This is a genomic window from Quisquiliibacterium sp. (assembly GCF_982640115.1).
This window is the reverse complement of record NZ_CEXFHW010000063.1, coordinates 1-19,619: the sequence shown is the minus strand read 5'-3', so window position 1 is coordinate 19,619 and position 19,619 is coordinate 1. Positions and strand designations below refer to the sequence as shown.

At 71.3% G+C, this 19,619-nt stretch carries 14 protein-coding genes; 4 read left to right on the top strand and 10 right to left on the bottom strand.

The genetic code is table 11. From position 1 onward, the window contains the following. Both AC2H6A_RS09115 and AC2H6A_RS09110 read right to left on the bottom strand, forming a co-directional pair. Positions 1-414: pyridoxal-phosphate dependent enzyme (locus AC2H6A_RS09115; protein WP_484272850.1), on the bottom strand; the 414-nt coding region annotated here is incomplete at its 3' end. A 91-nt stretch (positions 415-505) separates the two neighbouring features. Continuing rightward, positions 506-1,450, bottom strand: a complete 945-nt coding sequence (locus tag AC2H6A_RS09110; RefSeq protein ID WP_484272849.1) for a LysR substrate-binding domain-containing protein — start codon at positions 1,448-1,450, stop codon at positions 506-508. A gap of 135 nt (positions 1,451-1,585) precedes the next feature. On the opposite strand from AC2H6A_RS09110, the gene AC2H6A_RS09105 reads away from it, so the two are divergent. Both AC2H6A_RS09105 and AC2H6A_RS09100 read left to right on the top strand, forming a co-directional pair. Then, positions 1,586-2,593, top strand: coding sequence for a 2-dehydro-3-deoxygalactonokinase (locus tag AC2H6A_RS09105; protein WP_484272848.1), 1,008 nt, complete (start codon positions 1,586-1,588; stop codon positions 2,591-2,593). 11 nt (positions 2,594-2,604) lie between these two features. Beyond that, the gene (locus AC2H6A_RS09100) at positions 2,605-3,606 is read left to right on the top strand and encodes an asparaginase (protein ID WP_484272847.1); all 1,002 of its coding nucleotides are present in this window, start codon (positions 2,605-2,607) and stop codon (positions 3,604-3,606) included. Between the two features lie 44 nt (positions 3,607-3,650). On the opposite strand, the gene recG is transcribed toward AC2H6A_RS09100, so the two are convergent. After that, positions 3,651-5,708: an ATP-dependent DNA helicase RecG gene (gene recG, locus AC2H6A_RS09095; RefSeq protein ID WP_484272846.1), complete on the bottom strand. Its 2,058-nt coding sequence runs from the start codon at positions 5,706-5,708 to the stop codon at positions 3,651-3,653. A gap of 17 nt (positions 5,709-5,725) precedes the next feature. Then, entirely contained in the window at positions 5,726-6,109 is a 384-nt protein-coding gene (locus tag AC2H6A_RS09090) for a RidA family protein (protein ID WP_484272845.1), read from the bottom strand. Between the two features lie 108 nt (positions 6,110-6,217). Here AC2H6A_RS09090 and uvrA point away from each other — a divergent pair, with 108 nt between their 5' ends. Together uvrA and AC2H6A_RS09080 are read left to right on the top strand one after the other, a co-directional pair. After that, positions 6,218-12,103 carry an excinuclease ABC subunit UvrA gene (gene uvrA, locus AC2H6A_RS09085; protein ID WP_484272844.1) on the top strand — a complete coding sequence of 1,962 codons (5,886 nt, stop codon included), beginning with the start codon at positions 6,218-6,220 and terminating at the stop codon, positions 12,101-12,103. A gap of 112 nt (positions 12,104-12,215) precedes the next feature. Then, a complete protein-coding gene (locus AC2H6A_RS09080; protein WP_484272843.1) occupies positions 12,216-12,818 on the top strand; it encodes a 3-keto-disaccharide hydrolase in 603 nt (200 codons plus the stop codon). 6 nt (positions 12,819-12,824) lie between these two features. On the opposite strand, the gene AC2H6A_RS09075 is transcribed toward AC2H6A_RS09080, so the two are convergent. Genes AC2H6A_RS09075 through AC2H6A_RS09050 form a run of 6 tightly spaced genes read right to left on the bottom strand, consistent with a single transcriptional unit; the run spans position 12,825 to position 19,604 of the window. Further along, complete coding sequence (locus AC2H6A_RS09075; RefSeq protein ID WP_484272842.1) at positions 12,825-13,802, bottom strand: ABC transporter ATP-binding protein; 978 nt, start codon at positions 13,800-13,802, stop codon at positions 12,825-12,827. Next, positions 13,799-14,779, bottom strand: coding sequence for an ABC transporter ATP-binding protein (locus tag AC2H6A_RS09070; protein WP_484272841.1), 981 nt, complete (start codon positions 14,777-14,779; stop codon positions 13,799-13,801). The genes AC2H6A_RS09075 and AC2H6A_RS09070 overlap by 4 nt, the downstream gene beginning before the upstream one ends. Positions 14,780-14,788: 9 nt before the next feature. Next, positions 14,789-15,715, bottom strand: coding sequence for an ABC transporter permease (locus AC2H6A_RS09065; RefSeq protein ID WP_484272840.1), 927 nt, complete (start codon positions 15,713-15,715; stop codon positions 14,789-14,791). Further along, complete coding sequence (locus AC2H6A_RS09060) at positions 15,681-16,640, bottom strand: ABC transporter permease (protein ID WP_484272839.1); 960 nt, start codon at positions 16,638-16,640, stop codon at positions 15,681-15,683. The genes AC2H6A_RS09065 and AC2H6A_RS09060 overlap by 35 nt, the downstream gene beginning before the upstream one ends. A 21-nt stretch (positions 16,641-16,661) precedes the next feature. Beyond that, a complete protein-coding gene (locus tag AC2H6A_RS09055; RefSeq protein ID WP_484272838.1) occupies positions 16,662-18,452 on the bottom strand; it encodes a peptide ABC transporter substrate-binding protein in 1,791 nt (596 codons plus the stop codon). A gap of 45 nt (positions 18,453-18,497) precedes the next feature. Next, complete coding sequence (locus tag AC2H6A_RS09050; RefSeq protein WP_484272837.1) at positions 18,498-19,604, bottom strand: NADH:flavin oxidoreductase; 1,107 nt, start codon at positions 19,602-19,604, stop codon at positions 18,498-18,500. Positions 19,605-19,619: the final 15 nt, after the last annotated feature.

The following is a 19,619-nucleotide window of genomic DNA, read 5'->3' as shown; positions in this document are numbered from 1 at the left end:
CATGCGGTCGGCAAGATCGCGTGCGCCCTCCATGCCCTGCTCGCGGCTGACCAGCACCAGCTCGGCACCGTAGGCCTTCATCGACTGGCGCCGCTCGATCGAGAGGTTGTCGGGCATGATCAGCACCATGCGATAGCCCTTGATGGCCGCGGCCATGGCGAGGGCAATGCCGGTGTTGCCCGAGGTGGCCTCGATGAGCGTGTCGCCGGGACGGATGTCACCGCGGGCCTCGGCGCGGGCGATCATGGCCATGGCCGGGCGATCCTTCACCGACCCGGCCGGATTGTTGCCCTCGAGCTTGCCGAGAATGACATTGCCGCGTGCGGCATTGCCCGCGCCGGGCAGCCGCTGCAGGCGCACCAGAGGCGTGCGGCCGATGGTCTGCTCGATGGTGGGGTAGTCGGGGCGGGACATGGTCGGGCTCTCCTGGGGCGTGGCGCGCGGCGCACGGCTTTGCACATGGGGCCGATTATCGCGGCTGGCGAAAGGGCCTGCCGCGGTGGGGTCAATGCGCGTGCGGCTCCTCGGCGGGCAGCAGCGTCACGCCGGTCAGCCCGGCCGCCAGGATCGCTGCCCGCAGGGCCGCCACGGCGGCCGGCCGCGGGAAGCGCTTGCGCCAGGCGAGCGACACCCGACGCGAGGGCACGGGTGCCTCGAAGGGCAGGCAGCGCAGCAGCGAATCGGGGCCCTCGTCGCCGCGGGCCATCGCCGGCAGCACGGTGATGCCGAAGCCCGAGGCGACCATGTGGCGGATGGTCTCGAGCGAGGATCCCTCGAAGCTGCGCTGCAGCCCGCCGCCCGACTGCGAAAAACGCGAGACCTCGGGGCAGACCTCGAGCACATGGTCGCGCAGGCAATGGCCGATGCCCATGAGCAGCATGGTCTCGGACTTCAGTTCGCGGGCCCGGATCGCGGGGCGATCGGCCCAGGGATGGGTGCGCGGCACCGCCACCAGGAAGGGCTCATCGTAGACAGCCTGGGTGACCAGACCCTGGTCGGGGAAGGGATCGGCGAGGATGGCCACATCGATGTCGCCCTGGCGCAGCAACTCGAGCAGCTTGACGGTGTAGTTCTCCTGCAGCACCAGCGGCATCTTCGGGGCGTCGGCGATCGCCTGGCGCACCAGTCGCGGCAGCAGGTAGGGGCCGATGGTGTGGATGACGCCGATCCGCAGCGGGCCGCTGGCCGGGTCGGCCCCCTCGCGGGCGATCTCGCGCAGCGTGTTCGCCTGCTCGAGCACCGACCCGGCCTGGGCGACCACCCGCTCACCCACCGGGGTGAGGCTGACCTCGCCGTGGCTGCGCTCGAAGATCCGCACACCGAGCTCTTCCTCGAGCTTGCGAATGGCCAGCGACAGCGTGGGCTGGCTCACGAAGCAGGCCTCGGCTGCCCGGCCGAAGTGGCGCTCCCTGGCCACCGCGACGATGTACTTGAGTTCGGTCAGGGTCATGGCAAGCCCATGATGATACCAAGCGCCCGGCGGCCGCCGGCGCAGCTTGGGGCATACTCGACCACCCGCCGTCCTGCCCGACTCGTCGCCGCGCCTCGCGCACCCAACCCGGCCTCGCACTCCCGCGCCCCTGCCATGTCCGCCTCAGGCCCCACCCGCACGCCCGCCCTGATCGGTCTCGACTGGGGCACGAGCTCCTTGCGTGCCTGGCTCTTCGATGCCGGCGGCAACGCCCTCGACCGGCTCGCATGCGCGTCGGGCGTGATGCACGTAGCCGCCGGCGGCCATCGCGCGGCCTTCGAGGCCCTGTGCGCTCCCTGGCTGGCGCTGCATCCCGCGCTGCCGGTCGTGGCGGCGGGCATGGTCGGATCGCGCCAGGGCTGGCGCGAAGTGCCCTATGTGCACACTCCGGCCGGGTTCGGCGAGATCGCCCAGAGCCTGCTCGCCCTCGACGAGGAGGCGGGTCGGGTGTTTCGCCTGGTGCCGGGGGTGCGTGCCGAGGGCCGCGAAGGCAGCATCGATGTGATGCGAGGCGAGGAGACCCAGGTGTTCGGCGCGCTCGCCGCGCGTTCGCTGCTGCGCAACGCCGATGCCGCAAACCGCGACGGCCTGTTCGTGCTGCCTGGCACGCACAGCAAGTGGGTGGAGGTTCGCGATGGCCGCATCGTGGCGCTGCGCACCTATCTCACCGGCGAGACCTGGGCGGTGCTGCGCCAGCACTCGATCCTCAGCCGCCTGGCCGCCGACCCGCCGGGCGACGATCCGGCGGCGCAGGCGGGGGCGGCCGAGGCCTACGACCGCGGCGTGCGGATGGCGCTGTCATCGCCGGGCGCGCTGCTGCACCTGCTCTTTCTCGTCCGCACCGAAGGGCTGTTCGACCGCCTGCATCCGGAACAGACGCCGGCCTTCCTGTCGGGGCTGCTCACCGGCGCCGAGATCACCGACGCGCTCGGCTGGTGCGGGCGGGAGATCATCCCCACGCTCATCGGCGACGATGCCCAGGCGGCGCGCTACGCGCGGGCGCTCGCACTCGCCGGCGTGGTCGGCCGGGCAGCGCCCGCCGGATGCACCGCCCAGGGCCTGTTCGCCATCGCCCGCGCCGCCGGGCTGACGCCACGCCAATCCCCCCCCCCTGCGCGCTGACCCGATCCGCCATGAGCACCCTGCCCTCCCTCCTCGCCATCGGCACCGGCGGCACCATCGCCGGCGCCGGCGCCTCGCCCGAGCTCAGCACCCGCTATCAGGCGGCGCAGGTACCGGTGCAGGCCGTTGCCAGCGCAGTGCCAGGGCTCGAGGCGCGCGCCAGCCTGCGCTTCGCGCAACCGGTGCAGAAGGCCAGCTACGAGATCGACTCGGCCGACTGGCAGGCGATCCGCGCCGCCGTGCTTGCCGGCCTGGCCGACCCCGCGCTGGCAGGGGTGGTGATCACCCACGGCACCGACACGCTCGAGGAAACGGCGTTCTGGCTGCACCACAGCGTGGCCGACCCACGACCGGTGGTGCTCACCGGCGCGATGCGGCCGGGCACCGCCCACTCGCCCGACGGGCCGGCCAATGTCTTCAACGCGACCATGGTCGCGCTCAGCCCCCAGGCCCGCAACCGCGGCACGCTGGTGGTGATGAACGAGCGCATCCACAGCGCGGCCTTCGTGGGCAAGCGCCACTTCGCCAGCGTGCAGGCCTTCGACAGCGGCAGCGCCGGCGAGCTCGGCAGTGTGGCCGACGGGGTGGCTCGCTTCCACGGCGATGCCGATCCACGAACCACGGGCCGCACCGTGCTGACGCCGGCCGCCGGACAGGCGCTGCCGCGGGTACCGATCGTCACCGGCCATGCCGGGCTCGATGGCCTCACCCTGCAGGCGGTGATCGACACCCGCCCCGACGGCCTGGTGCTGGCCGGCACCGGCAACGGCAATCTGCCGGCCGCGCTGCGGCCGATGATCGCTGCGGCGGTCGCCCGGGGCATCGTGGTGGTGCGGGCCTCGCGCGGACTCGAGGGCGTGATCACCCGCGACAGCCCGATGTTCGACGACGGCGCCCTGGGCACGCTCACCGCAGGCCGCCTGCCGCCGGCCAAGGCGCGGGTGCTGCTGATGCTGATGCTGGCGAGCGGCGTGGCCGCCGACCGCCGGCAGGCGCTACTCGACGCGGCCTGAGTCAGGGCCGGCGCGCCGGTCCGATCCGGCGCGGTCGCGCTGTCTCAGGCCTGCGCAAACGCGCCGCGCCCGGCCAGCCAGCGGGCCACGATCGGCGCCGCCCGCTCGGGCTGCGCGGCCAGCGGGCCGGCTGCCAGATCCCGGGCGCAGGCCACCAGCTCGGCATCGCGGTCGAGGTCGGCATGCCGCAACATCGGCAGACCCGACTGGCGGGCCCCGAGCAGTTCGCCCGGACCGCGCAGCTGCAGGTCGCGACGGGCGATCTCGAAACCGTCCTGGCTCTCGAAGATGATGCGCAGGCGCTCGCGGGCGGTGTCCGACAGCGGGTTGCGGTAGAGCAGCACGCACACGCTGTCGGCGCTGCCCCGCCCGACCCGCCCGCGCAGCTGATGCAGCTGCGCCAGCCCGAAGCGCTCGGCGTGCTCGATCACCATCAGCGAGGCATTGGGCACATCGACACCCACCTCGATCACGGTGGTGGCCACCAGCACCCGCAGCTCGCCGGCGGCAAAGGCCGCCATGGTGGCCGCCTTCTCGGCCGGGGCCAGCCGGCCATGGACCAGCCCCACCGGCCAGGGTGCGAGCGCAGCCGACAGCGTGGCATGGGCGTCGATCGCAGTCTGCAGGTCGAGCGCCTCGCTCTCCTCGATCAGCGGACACACCCAGTAGACCTGGCGGCCCTCGGTCAGCGCCGGGCCGATCGCCGAGATCACCCGCTCGCGCCGCCCCATCTCGACCAGGCGCGTCACCACCGGCTGACGCCCCGGCGGCAGCTCGTCGATCACCGAGACATCGAGGTCGGCGTAATAGCTCATCGCCAGACTGCGGGGGATCGGCGTGGCACTCATCATCAGCTGATGGGCCACCGGCACCGACGCGGCCTCGGCCGGCGAGCCGACACCACGCAGGGCCAGCCGCTGGGCCACGCCGAAGCGATGCTGCTCATCGACGATCGCCAGCCCCAAGCGCGCAAAGGCCACGCTTTCCTGGATCAGGGCGTGGGTACCGATCAGCAGGTCGACCTCGCCGGCGGCGACCGCCGCGCGCACCGCGCGCTTGTCGCTTTCCTTCATGGACCCCGAGAGCCAGGCCACCCGGGCGAGGGAGTCATCGAGCCAGGCGGCGAGCTTGCGATGATGCTGCTCGGCCAGGATCTCGGTGGGCGCCATCAGGGCCACCTGCCGACCGCTGCCCACCGCCTGCAGCGCCGCGAGCGCCGCGACCACGGTCTTGCCGCTGCCCACATCGCCCTGCAACAGCCGGTTCATCGGCCGATCCCGGGCAAGGTCGGCGGCGATCTCGGCCCAGACCCGCTGCTGGGCGCCGGTCAGACGAAAGGGCAGTCGGCCAAGCAGCGCCTGCGCCCGCCCGGTGTCCGCCAGGGCTTCGACCCGCAACGCGGCGCGCCGTTCCCGCGCCTCCCGCAGGCTGAGCTGCTGGGCGAGCAGCTCGTCGAGGATCAGCGTGCGCCAGGCCGGGTGGCTGCGCTCGTCGAGGCTGGTGCGCGACACCTCGGGCGGCGGCTCGTGAAGCAGCTGCAGCGCCGCGCGCAATGGCATCAGGCCAAGACGCTGGCGCTGCGTCTCGGTGAGCGGCTCGGGCCAGTGGATGCGCGACAGCGCGGCCGCGATCTCGGTGCGCAGCAGCGCCTGCGAGATGCCGGCCGCGGCCGGGTAGACCGGGGTGAGCCGCGCGGGCAGCGCCGCCGGCCCGCCTGCCGGCCTCAGGGTGGGATGGGTCATCTCGGCGCCGAACAGGCCGGCGCGCACCTGGCCGAAGGCACGCACCCGCTGGCCGACCGCGAGCTGACGCAACTGCGAGGGGTAGAAGTTGAAGAGCCGCAGGGCGATGCGCCCGCTGTCGTCCTCGAGCTCGGCGCTGAGCACCCGACGGCCCCGACCGGTGATCTCCTGGCGCCGGATCACGCCTTCGATCTGGACCTCGTCGCCGGTGCGGGCCTGGGCGATGGGCACGACCCGGGTGAGGTCGAGGTAGCGCAGCGGCAGGTGCAGGGCGAGATCGTCGTCACAGCGCAGGCCCAGACGGGCCAGCCGGGACAGCCGCTCAGAGGCGGCAGGACGGGCGCCGCGCGAACCTGCCATGCGCGGCAGGCCGGTGCTCAGTCGAGGACCATGACCGCCTCGACCTCGAAGGCGGCGCCCCGCGGCAGGCTGGCCACACCGACCGTGGAGCGGGCCGGGAAAGGCTGGACGATGTAGCGCTCCATGACCTGATTGACCACCGAGAACTGGCTGATGTCGGTGAGGAAGAGGGTCATCTTGACGCACTTGCTCAGGCCGCCGCCCGCGCGCTGGGCCACCGCGCGCAGGTTGCGAAAGGCCTGCTCGACCTGCTCCTCGAAGCCGCCCTGCACGAGCTGGCCGGTGGCGGGATCGAGCGGGATCTGACCGGAGAGGTAGACGGTGTTGCCGACCTTGACTGCCTGGGAGTAGGGCCCGAGGGCCGCGGGCGCGTCGGGCGTGGAAATTGCTTCGCGAGACATGATGGGTTCGCAAGCCAGAGAACGGGAACCCCTGATCATAACGGAACGCCGCCTCTCCGGGTGGCGATGTGATAGAACCGCTGCCCACCCCCTGCATCGGCAAGCCCCATGTCCGACCCCACCGCTGCCGCCGGCCCCGACCGCGGCAGCATCCGCATCCGCGGCGCGCGCCAGAACAACCTCAAGAACCTCGACATCGACATTCCCACGCACGAACTGGTCGTGGTCACCGGGGTGTCGGGGTCGGGCAAGAGCTCGCTGGTCTTCGACACGCTCTACGCCGAGGGCCAGCGCCGCTATGTCGAGACCTTCTCGGCCTACGCGCGGCAGTTCCTCGACCGCATGGACAAGCCGCAGGTGGACCGCATCGAGGGGGTGCCGCCGGCGATCGCGATCGACCAGACCAACCCGGTGCGCACCTCGCGCTCCACGGTCGGCACCATGACCGAGCTCAACGACCACCTCAAGCTGATGTTCGCGCGCGCGGCCACGCTGCACTGCCGCTGCTGCGCGCGCCCGGTGCGGCGCGACGACACCGGCTCGGTGCTCGATGCGCTGCGCGCCCGCGCGCAGGCGGCCGGCGACCCAAGGCTGGTGATCTGCTTTCCGGTGCCGGTGCCGGCCAACTTCAGCGACGCCGAGGTCGAGCAGCATCTGCAGGCCCAGGGCTACACCCGGGTGCATGCCCGCAGCGCGGGCAGCACGCCGGTGCTCTCGGTGGTGCAGGACCGGCTGCGCGCCGGCAGCGCCGACCCGGCGCGCCTGGCCGAGGCGATCGAGACCGCCTTCCGCCACGGCCAGGGCCGGCTGTCGGTGCACGCGCTCGACGACGAGGGCGCCGACCGCACGGTGTGGCGCTTCTCGCAGGGCCTGCACTGCGCCGAGTGCGACATCACGTACGCCGAGCCCAGCCCGAGCCTGTTCTCGTTCAATTCGCCGCTGGGCGCCTGCGAGGCCTGTCGCGGCTTCGGCCGGGTGATCGGCATCGACCTCGGGCTGGTCATCCCCGACGAGGGCCGCACCCTGTCCGAAGGCGCGGTGAAGCCCTGGCAGACCGCCAGCTTCAAGGAGTGCCAGCAGGACCTGCGCAAGTTCGCGGCGCGCGCCGGCGTGCCCATGGATGTGCCCTTTCGGCAGCTCAGCCCCGCGCAGCGGCGCTGGGTGATCGAGGGCGGCGATGACTGGACCGGCAAGTGGCAGAGCCAGTGGTACGGCGTCAACCGCTTCTTCGCCTGGCTCGAGAGCAAGGCCTACAAGATGCACATCCGGGTGCTGCTCTCGAAGTACCGCTCCTACTCGGCCTGCGGCCAGTGCCGCGGCGCGCGCCTCAAGCCCGATGCCCTGCTGTGGCGGATCGGCGACCGGCCGATGGCGCCGGAACCCTTCCTGCCCGAGGCGGTGAGCTGGAGCCCCGCGCAGCGTGCGGCGCTGCCCGGCCGCTCCATCCACGATCTGATGCTGATGCCGATCGACGCGGTGCGCGACTTCTTCGCCGGCCTGAGCACCGGCGAGACCGGCGCGCGTCAGGAAGCGCTGGAGATGATCCTGGTGGAGATCCGCGCCCGCCTGGGCTACCTGTGCGAGGTGGGCCTGGGCTATCTCACGCTCGACCGGCAGTCGCGCACGCTGTCGGGCGGCGAGGTGCAGCGGATCAACCTCACCACCGCGCTGGGCACCTCCCTGGTGAACACCCTGTTCGTGCTCGACGAGCCGAGCATCGGCCTGCATCCGCGCGACATGAACCGGGTCATCGCCGTGATGCGCCGCCTGCGCGATGCCGGCAACTCGCTGGTGGTGGTCGAGCACGATCCGCAGGTGATGTTCGCTGCCGACCGCATGCTCGACATCGGACCGGGCCCTGGCGAGCGCGGCGGCGAGATCGTGTACTGGGGGCCGCCGGAGGGTCTGCGCGAGGCCGGCACGCTCACCGGCGACTACCTCTCGGGTCGCCGCCAGGTCGATGCCGCGCGGCCGCAGCCGGTGCTGCCGGCCACGCCGCGGCTGGTGCTCGAGGGCGCACGCGAGCACAACCTGCGCGACATCTCGGTCGAGATCCCGCTGCAGCGCCTGGTCTGCGTGACCGGCGTGTCGGGCAGCGGCAAGTCCACCCTCGTGCAGAACGTGCTGCTGCCGGCGCTGCTCAAGGCGAAAGGCCGGCCCACCGAGTCGCCGGGCGCCCATCAGCGGCTGCTCGGTGATGACTGGCTGGCCGATGTGGTGTTCGTCGACCAGTCGCCGATCGGCAAGACCGCGCGCTCGAATCCGGTGAGCTATGTCGGCGCCTTCGACGCGATCCGCAAGCGCTTCGCGGCCGCGCCCCTGGCCCGCGAGCGCGGCTACACCGCCGGCACCTTCAGCTTCAACTCGGGCGAGGGCCGCTGCGCGAGCTGCGGCGGCAACGGCTTCGAGCATGTCGAGATGCAGTTCCTCTCCGATGTGTATCTGCGCTGCCCCGACTGCGACGGCCGCCGCTACCGCGCCGAGACGCTCGAGGTGACCCTGCCCGGCCGCCCCGGCGGCGCGGCGCTCTCGATCGCCGATGTGCTGGCGCTCACCGTGAGCCAGGCGCTGGCCCGCTTTGCGGACGACCCGGAGATCCGGGTCAAGCTGCAACCCCTGGCCGATGTCGGCCTCGACTACCTGCGTCTGGGCCAGCCTGTGCCCACGCTCTCGGGCGGCGAGTCGCAACGGCTCAAGCTCGCCGGCTTCCTCGCCGAGGCGGCCAGCCAGGGGCTCACCCGCGACACCGGCGGCGGCTTCGCCCGCGCCGGCCGCAAGGGCACGCTGTTCCTGTTCGACGAGCCGACCACCGGCCTGCACTTCGAGGATGTGTCGCGGCTGCTGCGCGCCCTGCGCAAGCTGCTGGCCGCCGGCCACTCGCTGCTGGTGGTGGAGCACAACCTCGATGTGATCGGCGCCGCCGACTGGGTGATCGACCTCGGACCGGAAGGCGGCGAGCGCGGCGGCCTGGTGGTGGCCACCGCCACCCCGGCCGATCTCGCCCGCCACCCGGGCTCGCACACCGGCCGCGCGCTGGCCGACTATGCGCGCGAGCTGGCCGCGCGAGCGCGGCCCTCCGACGACGCGCGCGAGCCGCCGGGGCGGGCGCAGCCCTCGACCACCGCACGGGTCGCCGCCGAGCCGGAAGGCCTGCCGCTCGCCTCCGCGCTGCGCGAGCGAGGCCGCCATTCGATCCTCGTTCACAAGGCCCGCGAGCACAACCTCAAGGGCATCGATGTGGAGATCCCGCGCGACCGGCTCACCGTGATCACCGGGGTGTCGGGCTCGGGGAAGTCCACCCTCGCCTTCGATGTGATCTTCGGCGAGGGCCAGCGTCGCTACCTGGAGTCGCTCAACGCCTATGCCCGGCAGTTCGTGCAGCCGGCCAGCCGGCCGGATGTCGACGGCGTGTTCGGCATCCCGCCCACGGTGGCGATCGAGCAGCGCACCAGCCGGGGGGGCCGCAAGAGCACGGTGGCCACGCTGACCGAGACCTACCACTTCCTGCGCCTGCTCTACGTCAAGCTCGGCACGCAGCACTGCCCGCGCTGCAAGCTGCCGATCGAACCGCAGTCCTTCGACGCGATCGCCGCGCGCCTGCTCACCGACTACCGGGGCCGGCAGATCGGCCTGCTGGCGCCGCTGGTGGTCAGCCGCAAGGGGGTCTACACCGACCTCGCGAAGTGGGCCAAGGCCCGCGGCCACAGCCACCTGCGGGTGGACGGCCGCTTCCTGCCCACCGAGCGCTTCCCGCGCATCGACCGCTTCATCGAACACGACATCGAGCTGCCGGTGGCCGCACTCACCGTGAGCGCCGAGGACGAGCCCGCGCTGCGCACCGCGCTGGCCGCGGCGCTGGAAGCCGGCAAGGGCCTGGTGATGGTGGCCGAACCGCTGGATGCGCTGCAGGCCGCCTGCGCGCAGGGTGATGTCGCCGCCTACGAGGCGGCGAGCGCGGCGATGCGCACGCGCCTGTTCTCCACCAAGCGGGCCTGTTCCTCGTGCGGCACCAGTTTCGCCGAGCTCGATCCACGGCTGTTCTCGTTCAACTCGCGCCTGGGCTGGTGCCCGCACTGCATCGGCACCGGCGTCACCCTGCCCTACCTGCCCCGCCTCGACGAAAAGAACCGGGCCGACGAGGACGCGACCAGCGAGGCCATTGGCCATCTTGCCGAACGCCTGGCCGACGCCCAGGCCCGCGAGGCCGCCAGCGCCACCGACGCGCAAGGCGAGCCGTTGCCGCTGGCGCCCGTGGAGCCCTGCGGCCCCTGCGGCGGCCAGCGGCTGAACCCGACCGCGCTCGCGGTTCGCCTGCGCGGGTTGTCCATTGCCCAGCTCACCGCGATGTCGGTCGGCGCGTGCGCCGACTGGCTGCGCGACGTGGGCTTCACCGGCCGCCAGGCCGAGATCGCTCGCGACCTGCTCGCCGAGATCGGCTCGCGGCTGCGCTTCCTGGGCGAGGTCGGCCTGGGTTACCTGTCGCTGGATCGCGCCGCGCCCACGCTCTCGGGCGGTGAGGCGCAGCGCATCCGGCTGGCGGCCCAGCTCGGCTCCAACCTGCAGGGCGTGTGCTATGTGCTCGACGAGCCGACCATCGGCCTGCATCCGCACGACAACCAGGTGCTGCTCGGCACCCTCGAGGCGCTGCGCGACAAGGGCAACACCCTGCTGGTGGTGGAGCATGACGAGGACACCATCCGCCGCGCCGACCATGTGATCGACATCGGCCCCGGCGCGGGCCGGCTGGGCGGCAGGGTGATCGCGAGCGGTCGCCACGACGAGCTGCAGCGCCATCCCGAGAGCCTCACCGGGCGCTTCCTCGCCCACCCCCTGGCCCACCCGCTGGTGGCCGCGCGCGCGCCGGCCGCCGCCGACGCGGCCTGGCTGCGGGTCGAGGCAGCCAGCCTGCACAACCTGCGCTCGGTCGATGCCGCCCTGCCGCTCGGCCGCCTGACCGTGATCACCGGTGTCTCGGGTTCGGGCAAGTCCACCCTGGCCCGTGATGTGCTGCTCGCCAGCGTGGCGGCGCAGGTGCGCGCCCGCCAGCTGCGGCGGCCAGCGCCGGCGGTGATCGGCGCCCGGGCGATGACCGGCTGGGAACCGATCAGCCGTGTGCTCGAGGTGGATCAGACCCCGATCGGCAAGACGCCGCGCTCCTGCCCGGCCACCTATGTGGGCTTCTGGGATGCGATCCGGCGGCTCTTCGCCGACACCGCCGAGGCGCGGCTTCGCGGCTACGGCCCGGGGCGGTTCAGCTTCAACACCGCCGGCGGACGCTGCACCGCCTGCGACGGCCAGGGCGTGCAGACCATCGAGATGAGCTTCCTGCCCGATGTGAAGGTGCTCTGCGATGTCTGCGGCGGTCGCCGCTTCAGCCGCGAGACCGATCAGATTCCGCTGCGCGGCAAGGGCATCGGCGATGTGCTGGCCATGAGCGTGGACGAGGCGGTGGAGTTCTTCGCCGCCCATCCCGCCATCCACCACCCGTTGCGGCTGCTGCAGGATGTCGGCCTGGGCTATCTCACCCTCGGCCAGCCCAGCCCCACCCTGTCGGGCGGCGAGGCCCAGCGCCTGAAGCTGGTGACCGAACTCGCCAAGGTGCGTCTGCGCGGTGAGGGCGGCGAGGACGATCCGCGGGTGCTCAAGGCGCGCGAGAAGGCGATCGCGCAGGGCCGCGTGCCGCCGCCGGCGGCGCACACCCTCTATGTGCTCGACGAGCCCACGGTGGGCCTGCACATGGCCGATGTCGAGAAGCTGATCCGCGTGCTGCATCGGCTGGTCGAGGCGGGCAATACGCTGGTGGTGGTCGAGCACAACCTCGACATCTGGGCCGAGGCCGACTGGATCATCGACCTGGGTCCGGGCGGCGGCACCGGCGGTGGCCGGATCGTGGCTGCCGCGCCGCCACACGCGCTGGCGGCCCGCACCGACAGCCTCACAGGGCAGGCGCTCGCGGAATTCCTCGGCCGCCAACCCGGCGCGGGTCCGGGATGACAGGCATCGAGGGTTTCCCGGCCCTGGCCGTCCGCTAGACTCGGAAGGCCTGCGGTCGACCCCGAGCCGCCCGCATCCCCCGGCGCAGGCCGCGCCGTCCGAGGAGACCGCCATGACCCGCCCCATCCTGCCTCGCGCCGCACTGGCTGCGGCCTCGCTCGCACTGAGCGCCTGCGCCGCCCTGCCGCCACCCGGCGCCGACTGGACCCCGCTCTACGACCAGGGCGTCAACCTGAACGACTGGACCCAGGTCGGCGAGGCCAACTGGCGCATCCAGGGGCGCATGCTCGCCGCCGACCTGCTGCGCGGCACTGCGCCGGCTTACCTGGTGTCGAAGAAGACCTTCCGGGACTTCGAGATCCATGCCGAGTTCTGGGTCGATGCCCAGACCAACTCCGGCATCTTCATCCGCTGCGCCGACCCGGCGAAGATCGACGCCGAACGCTGCTACGAGGTCAACATCTGGGACACCCGCCCTGACCCGAGCTACGGCACCGGGGCGATCGTCAATGTGGCCAAGGTCTCGCCCATGCCCACCGCCGGAGGGCGCTGGAGCACCCTGCGCATCACCGCCCGCGGTGAGCGGCTCACCGTCAGCCTCAACGGCCAGGTCAGCGTCGATGTCTCCGACCGTCGCCTGTCCGCAGGACATGTCGCCCTGCAGTACGGCAGCGGCACGCTGCGCTTCCGGCGGGTGCTGATCCGACCGCTGTAGCGGCGCTCAGCCGCGCAGGTGGCAGGCCACCCAGTGGCCGGGCGCGGTCTGCTTCAGCGGCGGGGCCTGGGTGGCGCACACCGACCGGTCGGCGATCGGGCAGCGGGTATGGAAGTGGCACCCGGTGGGCGGGTGGATGGGGCTGGGCACATCGCCCTGCAGCGGAATGCGGCGGCGCTTCAGGGTGGGATCGGGTATGGGCACCGCCGAGAGCAGCGCCTCGGTGTAGGGATGGCGCGGGCTGGTGTAGAGATCGCGGGCCGAAGCCAGCTCGACGATGCGCCCGAGGTACATCACCGCCACCCGGGTACTGGTGTGCTCCACCACCGACAGGTCGTGGGCGATGAAGATGTAGGTCAGGCCGAAGCGCTGCTGGAGGTCTTCCAGCAGGTTGATCACCTGCGCCTGGATCGACACATCGAGCGCCGACACCGCCTCGTCGCAGACCACCAGCTGCGGGCTCACCGCCAGCGCACGGGCGATGCCGATGCGCTGCCGCTGGCCGCCCGAGAACTCGTGCGGAAAGCGCCGGGCATGATCGGCGTTCAGGCCGACCAGCTCGAGCAGCTCGACCACCCGGTCGTCGTGCTCACGGCGGCTGGCCGCCAGCCGGTGGATGGTGAGCGCCTCGCCGATGATCGCGCCCACGCTCATGCGCGGATTGAGCGAGGCGTAGGGGTCCTGGAAGATGATCTGCATGTCGCGCGCCAGCGCGCGCAGGCCGCGGGCATCGAGGCCGGTGACATTGACCCCCTTGAACCAGACCTCGCCCGCGGTGGGCTCGATCAGCCGCAGGATGCAGCGCCCGGTGGTGCTCTTGCCGCAGCCCGACTCGCCGACCAGGCCGAGGGTCTCGCCGGCCTGCAGCTCGAAGCTCACCCCGTCCACCGCATGCACGGTTTCGCGGGCGCGGCCGAAGAAGCCGCCGCGCACCGGGAAGTGCTTGACCAGGTCGCGCACCCGCAGAAGCGGCTCGGAGCTCATTGCACCACCTCGTCGAGCAGACAGGCGACACGGTGCCCGGGCGCGATCTCGCGCAGCACCGGGGTCTCGGCCGCGCAGCGCGCGACCGCATGGCGGCAGCGCCCCGCAAAGCGGCAGCCCGGCGCGGGCTCGATCAGCCGGGGCACGGTGCCGGGAATCGCCTCGAGCCGGGTCTTGTGCACAGCGGCCAGATCGATGCGCGGGATGGAGCGGATCAACCCCCGGGTGTAGGGATGCCGCGGCGTGGCGAAGAGCGCCTCGACCGGCGCCTCCTCGACCACCTTGCCGGCATACATCACCACCACCCGCTGGGCGACCTCGGCCACCACGCCCATGGCGTGGGTGATCAGCAGCACCGCCATGCCAAGTTCGGCCTTGAGCTCGGCGAGCAGATCGAGGATCTGCGCCTGGATGGTCACATCGAGCGCGGTGGTCGGCTCGTCGGCAATCAGCAGCTTCGGGTTGCAAGCCAGGGCGATCGCGATCATCACCCGCTGGCGCATGCCGCCCGAGAACTGGTGCGGATAGTCGGCCACCCGCCGCTCGGGATTGGGAATGCGCACCCGGCGCAGCATCTCGATGGCGCGGTCGCGCGCGTCGCGGCGCGACAGGCCCTCATGCCGGCGCACCGACTCGGCGATCTGCTCACCCACCGTGAACACCGGGTTGAGGCTGGTCATCGGCTCCTGGAAGACGATCGCGATCTCGCGGGCACGGATGCGGTCCATCTCGCTGGCGTGCAGCGGCACCAGATCCCTGCCCTGCCAGAGCACCTGCCCGCCGACGATGCGACCGGGCGGCATGTCGATCAGCTTGAGCACGGTCTTGGCGGTGACGCTCTTGCCGCAGCCCGACTCGCCAACCACGCCCAGGGTCTCGCCCGCGGCGATGTCGAGGTCGACACCATCGACCGCATGCAGCCAGCCGTGGTCGGTGGCGAAGTGCACCTTCAGGTCGCGGATCTGCAGCAGCGGCACGGCGGGCCCTCAGAGCACCCGGCGCGGATCGAGCGCATCGCGCAGTCCGTCGCCGATGAAGTTGATGGTCAGCACCGTGAGGAAGATCGCCAGCCCCGGGAACAGCGCCCAGTGCACGGCGATGTCCATGTAGTCGCGACCGTCGTACAGGATGCGGCCCCAGGTGGGAATGTCGGGCGGAAAGCCCAGGCCCAGGAAGGAGAGCGTGGACTCGGCGATGATCGCCGCGGCCACATCGATGGTGGCGGCCACGATCACCGGCCCCAGGCTGTTGGGCAGGATGTGGCGCACCACCTGACGCGGCACCGAGGCCCCGAGCGCGCGCGCCGCCTCGACGAACTCCTTCTCGCGCAGGCTGAAGAACTGCGCCCGCACCAGCCGCGCCACCGGCATCCAGCGGAAACCGCCGATCACCGCGACGATCAGGATGAAGATGCCCACCTCGAGGCCGAACATCGCCTTGAGGCTCTCGCGGAACAGGAAGATCAGCAGCAGCAGCAAGGGCAGCTGCGGCAGGCTGAGGAACAGGTCGGTGACCCACATCAGCGCAGCATCGACCCAGCCGCGCGAGATGCCCGCCAGGGCGCCGATCAGCACACCGACGGTGATCGCCATGAGCATCGCCGACAGGCCCACCGCGAGCGAGATGCGCCCGCCATAGAGCATGCGCGCGAGCAGGTCGCGGCCGAGGTCGTCGGTGCCCATCGGATGGCTGGCACTGGGCGGCGCAAGGCGCGCCTTGAAGTCGATGTCGGCGATGCCGACGGTGTAGAAGAACGGGCCGACCAGCACCGCGAGCACCAGCAGGCCGAGCACCCACAGGCTCCAGTAGGCCAGCCGGTGGCGGCGAAAGCGCCGCCAGGCCTCCCGCCAGGGCGAGTCGGGCGCCGGCGCGCGGCCCTCAGCGGTAGCTGATGCGGGGGTCGAGCCAGCCATACAGGATGTCGGCGAGGATGTTGAAGAAGATGACCAGGCAGCTGAACACGAAGGTCACCGCCATGATCACCGGCGTGTCGTTGCGCAGGATGGCGTCGATCAGCAGCGAGCCGATGCCCGGGATGCGGAAGATCTGCTCGGTGACGATCGCGCCGCCGAACACCGCGGGCATCTGCAGCGCCACCAGGGTGACCACCGGAATCAGCGCATTGCGCACCACATGCTTGAGCACCACCACCTGCTCGCCCAGGCCCTTGCTGCGGGCGGTGGTGACGTAGTCAAGGCGGATCACATCGAGCACGGCCGAGCGCACATAGCGCATCCAGCTCGCGGCCTGGAACAGGCCCAGCACCATGACGGGCATGATCGACTGGCGGATCTGCTCCCACCACCACTGCCAGCCGGTGGCGGCGATGTCGGTGCGATAGACGAAGGGCAGCCAGCCGAGGTGGATGGAAAACAGCAGGATGAACAGCACCCCGGTGAAGAAGGTGGGCAGCGAGAAGCCGATGAAGGCGACGGTGCTCGCGATGCGGTCGAACCAGGAGTAGGGGCGTACCGCGGCCAGCACGCCCACCGGCACCGCCACCAGCAGCGCCAGCAGCTGCGAGGCGCCGATCACCGCCACCGTGACCGGCAGCCGCTGCAGGATCAGGGTGTCGACATCGATGCGGCTGACGAAGGAAAAGCCCCAGTCGCCACGCAGCATGGACCCCAGCCAGTGCAGGTAGCGCTGCCAGACCGGGTCATCGAGCCCGAGCTGCTCGCGCAGGCGCAGGCGCACCTCCGGGGGCACATTCGGGTTGGTGGCCAGCTCCTCGAAAGGATCGCCGGGCGCCAGCGCCAGCACCGTGAACAGCACCAGGCTGATGCCCAGCAGGCTGGGCAGGGCGACCAGCAGCCGGCGAAGAAGGTAGGCGCCCACGCGACAGTCCGGTGACGGGGCTCAGCCTTCCCGGTACCAGTGGGCCAGCGCCCAGAGGTCGTTGTCCCAACCCGAGAGGTGGGCGGTCAACCGCGAACCGGCGGCCGATGTGCGCGGCCGGAACACCACCGGGATGATGTGGTGGTCGTTGCAGACCAGATCGTTCATGCGGATGAACAGCGCGGCGCGCTTGACCGGATCGAGCTCGGCCTGCGCCGCCTGATGGGCCTTGTCGTAGTCGTCGTTGCGCCAGCGGCAGATGTTGCGACCCGCCCACTTGTTGGCCTTCTGCGCGACCTCCCAGGAACAGTACTGCTCCATGAAGATCTGCGGGTCGGGCTGGGTCATGGTGGTGGTGAACATCTGCATGTCCGCCCAGAACTTCTGGTAGGTGTCCGGGTTGGCGAAGTCGCCGCCGAAGAACACCGAGGCGGTCACGCTCTTGAGCTCGAGCTCGATGCCGGCCTTGGCGCAGGCATCCTTGATGATCGCCTGGGTCTTCTGGCGCGGCTGGTTGACCGAGGTCTGGAAGACGAACTTCAGCCGGGCACCACCCTTGGCGCGGATGCCATCGGCGCCGCGGCGCCAGCCCGCCGCATCGAGCATCTGGTTGGCCTTGTCGACATTGAACTCGAACTTCATGTTCGGGCTGCGCACGCGTGCCGGGTTGTTCAGGAAGTTGGCGGTGGCCACCCCGGTGCGGCCATAGATGAAGTCCTGCACGCCCTTGCGGTCGACCAGCAGCGCCATGGCATCGCGCACCGCCTTGTCCTGGAAGGCCGGATGCCTGCTCTTGATGCTGGCACGCTCGCCGTCGACCTCGTTGAAGGGATCGGTCGGGTTGAGCATGATGAACTCGATGTTGCCGCCAACCACGATGTTCACCTTGCCGCGGCCCGCGGCCTCCAGGCGCTTGAGGATCTCATCCTCGACCTGCAGGTTCCAGGCGTAGTCGTACTCGCCGGTCTGCAGCACCGCGCGCGCCGCCGAGATGGCGTCGCCGCCGCCCTTCATCTCGAGCGAGTCGAAGTGCGGCCGATTGGCGATGTGGTAGTTGGGGTTGGCATCGGCCAGGATCAGGTCGCCCGGGCGGAATTCGCGGATGCGGTAGGGACCGGTGCCTACCGGCCGCAGGTTGGCCGGCGCCTCGCGCGACTTGGCACCGATGAAGGGCCCGAACACGTGCCTGGGCAGGATCAGACCGGCGCTGCCCACGAAGGGCTCGGCCCAGAAGGGCGTGGGCTTGGGGAAGGTGACCCGCACGGTATGCGAATCGATCTTCGCGACCTGGATGTCGCGGTAGGTGGCGATGTTGCTGGCCGCGGTGGCCGGATCCTTGCAGAACTCCCAGTTGAACAGCACATCATCGGCGCTGAAGGGCTGACCGTCGTGCCAGGTGACGCCACGCTTGAGCTTCCAGGTGACCGAACGGCCATCGGCGGACAGGCCGCCGTTCTCGCGGCTGGGCACTTCGGCGGCGAGCACCGGCATCAGATTGCCCTCGGCGTCCCAGGAGGCGAGGGGCTCGTAGAAGATGCGCGAGCCCTCCTGCTCCTTGGTGCCGGTGGCCCAGTGGGGGTTCAGGTGCACGGGCCCCTGCCACCACAGCAGCTTCAGCGGCCCGCCGCCGCCACGGCGGGTGGGCTTGTAGGGCAGCGCGGTCTGGGCCTGGGCAATGCCGTGGTGCATCAGGATCATCGCGGCGCCTGGCGCGGTCAGGCCCAGGCCCACCATCCGGGCGATGAATTGCCGGCGCTCCAGCCGACCGTCACGAACCTGCTCGACCAGCGCGCGAATGGAATGCTCGTCCATGGAAAGCTCCGGATGCGGGGGGATTGAAATGGGGCCAGGCGTTTTTCAGTAGAGCGTGGCCAGCGCTTCGCGAGTGTAATTGCCCATCTCGTCAAAGCGGCCTTCCCTGACCTTGGTGCCCCAGGCCGGGTCGGAGATCAGGGCGCGGCCCACCGCCACCAGATCGAAGTCGCCGCGCTCGAGCCGGCGCAGCAGCTCGTCGAGCGAGGCCGGCTGGGAGACTTCGCCGCCGAAGGCCGCGACGAACTCGCCGCTCAGGCCGACCGAACCCACGGTGATGGTGGTCAGGCCGGTGAGCTTCTTCGCCCAGCCGGCGAAGTTGAGGTCGCTGCCCTCGAACTCGGGCTCCCAGAAGCGCCGCTGCGAGCAGTGCAGCACATCGACGCCGGCATCGACCAGCGGGCGCAGCCAGCTCTCCATCTCCTGCGGGCTGAGCGCGAGGCGGGCCGGGAAGTCCTGCTGCTTCCACTGCGACAGCCGGATGGCGATCGGGAAGTCGGGCGAGGTGGCCCGGCGGGCGGCGGCGATCACCTCGGCGGCGAAGCGGCTGCGCTCGGCCAGGGTGGCACCGCCCCAGCGGTCGCCGCGCTGGTTGGTGCCGCCCCAGAAGAACTGGTCGATCAGGTAACCGTGCGCGCCGTGCAGCTCGATGCCGTCGAAGCCCAGGCGCATGGCATCGCCCGCGGCGCGCGCGAAGGCGGCAATGGTGTCGGCGACATCGGCCTCGGTCATGGCCACGCCCGACTCGCGGCCGGGCTTGCTCACGCCGGAAGGGCTCTCGAAGGGCGCCGACGGCCGCCAGGGATTGCTCGCGCTGCGCAGCGCGCCCACATGCCAGAGTTGCGGCCAGATCCGCCCGCCCTCGGCCTTCACCGCCTGAACCACCCGGCCCCAGCCGGCCAGCGCATCTTCGCCGTAGAAGCGCGGCACCGCCGGGTCGTTGCCCGCAGCCGGACGCTCGACCAGCGTGCCCTCGGTGATGATCAGGCCCACGTCGTGCGCCGCCCGGCGCGCGTAATACGCTGCGGTGGCGTCGGTGGGCACCCCCTCGGGTGCGAAGGAGCGGGTCATCGGCGCCATCACCAGGCGGTTGGCAAGCTGCAGGGGGCCGGCCGACAAGGGCTGGAACAGGGCGCGGGTGGATGCGGTCATGGTGTCTCCGGGCGG

Excerpts from the sequence above, each read along its gene's own strand:
- AC2H6A_RS09065 (WP_484272840.1), bottom strand. The coding sequence starts at position 15,715 with ATGGCTGGCTCGACCCCCGCATCAGCTACCGCTGAGGGCCGCGCGCCG.
- AC2H6A_RS09075 (WP_484272842.1), bottom strand. The coding sequence starts at position 13,802 with ATGAGCTCCGAGCCGCTTCTGCGGGTGCGCGACCTGGTCAAGCACTTC.
- AC2H6A_RS09080 (WP_484272843.1), top strand. The coding sequence starts at position 12,216 with ATGACCCGCCCCATCCTGCCTCGCGCCGCACTGGCTGCGGCCTCGCTC.
- recG (WP_484272846.1), bottom strand. The coding sequence starts at position 5,708 with ATGGCAGGTTCGCGCGGCGCCCGTCCTGCCGCCTCTGAGCGGCTGTCC.
- AC2H6A_RS09105 (WP_484272848.1), top strand. The coding sequence starts at position 1,586 with ATGTCCGCCTCAGGCCCCACCCGCACGCCCGCCCTGATCGGTCTCGAC.
- AC2H6A_RS09050 (WP_484272837.1), bottom strand. The coding sequence starts at position 19,604 with ATGACCGCATCCACCCGCGCCCTGTTCCAGCCCTTGTCGGCCGGCCCC.
- uvrA (WP_484272844.1), top strand. The coding sequence starts at position 6,218 with ATGTCCGACCCCACCGCTGCCGCCGGCCCCGACCGCGGCAGCATCCGC.
- AC2H6A_RS09090 (WP_484272845.1), bottom strand. The coding sequence starts at position 6,109 with ATGTCTCGCGAAGCAATTTCCACGCCCGACGCGCCCGCGGCCCTCGGG.
- AC2H6A_RS09055 (WP_484272838.1), bottom strand. The coding sequence starts at position 18,452 with ATGGACGAGCATTCCATTCGCGCGCTGGTCGAGCAGGTTCGTGACGGT.
- AC2H6A_RS09110 (WP_484272849.1), bottom strand. The coding sequence starts at position 1,450 with ATGACCCTGACCGAACTCAAGTACATCGTCGCGGTGGCCAGGGAGCGC.
- AC2H6A_RS09100 (WP_484272847.1), top strand. The coding sequence starts at position 2,605 with ATGAGCACCCTGCCCTCCCTCCTCGCCATCGGCACCGGCGGCACCATC.